Genomic DNA, 1,886 nt, shown 5'->3' with positions numbered 1-1,886 from the left:
GCATCCAACCCCCGCCGCGAAAGCAACACCAACTCCCGCACCCCGTGCACCCGCACCAGATGCCGAGCCACCACCGCACCCAAACCACCCGTACCACCCGTCACCACCACGGCACCCGAACCGGCCCACTCCACCCCCACACCACCCGACCGACCGGCACGGACGAGGCGAGGGGCGACGACGACGTCACCACGCACGGCGACATCGACTTCCTCAACGGCCAACGCGCGCAGCGCGGCGTCGACTTGGTCGGCCCCGGCGTCCGTGGCCTCCAGTGCCGCGAACCGGCCCGGATACTCGGCCGCGGCCGACCGCACCAGACCGCGCACAGCGGCGGACACGGCCGCCGAGCACTGTGTCAGCACCACCAGCCGCGCACTGCGGAACCGCTCCTCGGCGACCCACGCCTGCACCAGGGCCAGCGCCCGCGCCACGGCGGCATGCGTCTGACCGGCCATGTCCGTCACCGTGCCGCCGTCAGGCCCGACCGCGGCCACGACCAGCCCCGGAACCGGCCGGTCGCCGTCGGCGGCCAGTTCGTCGAGGCCGGTGTAGCTCCGGACGTCGGCCACGGCATCCCGCACCATGTCGCCAAGCGCCTCGCCGACGCCGAGCAGCGCCACGGCGGGAAGCTCGGGAGACGTCTTCGGCACTTCGGCCCAGTCGACCCGGAACAGCGACCCGGCCGCGGCCGCACTCGCCCCACCGAGCTGTTCGCTCGTCACCGGCCGGACGACCAGCGCGGCCACCTGTGCCACCGGGCGTCCCTCGGCGTCGGCGAGGTCGACGGCCACCGCGTCCCGATCGTCCCGCCGGACCAGCCGGGCCCGCACCTCGGTCGCGCCGGACGCCAGCAGGGAGACGCCCTCCCAGGCGAAGGGCAGCGCGGGGTCGCCCGTACCGCCGGCCGCGGCGACGGCGTGCAGCGTGGCGTCGAGCAACGCCGGGTGCAGGCCGAACCCGCCGGCGTCGGTACCGGCCGGCAGCGCCACCTCGGCGAACACCTCGGCACCGCGCCGCCAGACACCGCGCAGCCCCTGGAAGAGCGGGCCGTAGGTGAGACCGGCGTCGGCCAGGTCCTCGTACAGGTCACCCGGCTCGACGCGTTCCGCTCCGGCCGGCGGCCACTGCCCGGCGTCGGACCACTCCGTCCGGACAGGCTCGTCGGAGAGGACACCAGCGGCATGCTGCGTCCAGGGAGCGTCTCCGGCCTCGTCGTCGGGACGCGCGTACACCGTCACCGCGCGGCGGCCGGCGTCATCGGTCTCCGCGACCCGCACCTGAATCTGCACGGCGCCTGTGTCCGGGACCACCAGGGGTGTGGACACCGTGAGGCCCTCGATGGTGCCGAAGCCGACCTCGTCGCCGGCCCGCACCGCCAGTTCGACGAATGCCGTGCCCGGGACGACCACACGCCCGAAGACGACATGATCGGCCAGCCACGGGTGCGTGGCCGTCGACAGCCGCCCGGCCAGCACCGTGTCGTCGGAGTCGGCGAGTGACACCGCGGCCCGGAGCAGCGGATGATCGGCGGCCACGAGGCCCGCGGCCCGCACGTCCCCGGAACCGGTCACGTACCCGCCGACCGGCCAGTACTTCTGGTGTTGGAACGGGTAGGTCGGGACGTCGACGAGCCGGGCGCCCGCGCCGGCGAAGAGCGCCGGCCAGTCCACCGACACGCCGTGCGCGAAGAGCTGCCCGAGGGCCGTGAGCGCCGCGCTCTCCTCGGGCCGGTCCTTGCGCAGCACGGGTACGACGAGCGTCTCGTCCGCGACGGACTCTCGTATCAGCGCGGTGAGGGTGCTGTCCGGGCCGATCTCCAGGAAGCGGGTGACGCCCTGGCCGGTGAGGGTGCGGATGCCGTCGGCGAAGCGGACCGTGTCGCG

At 74.5% G+C, this 1,886-nt stretch carries 1 protein-coding gene; it reads right to left on the bottom strand.

Annotated elements, in window-relative coordinates:
- Positions 1 to 1,886 (bottom strand): polyketide synthase dehydratase domain-containing protein (locus tag AB0I77_RS53415; protein ID WP_363290308.1); only part of this gene is annotated, 1,886 nt, incomplete at both ends.

Source organism: Streptomyces sp. NPDC050619 (genome assembly GCF_040654815.1).
GTDB lineage: Bacteria > Actinomycetota > Actinomycetes > Streptomycetales > Streptomycetaceae > Streptomyces.
This window is presented reverse-complemented; position numbering and strand designations above follow the sequence as displayed.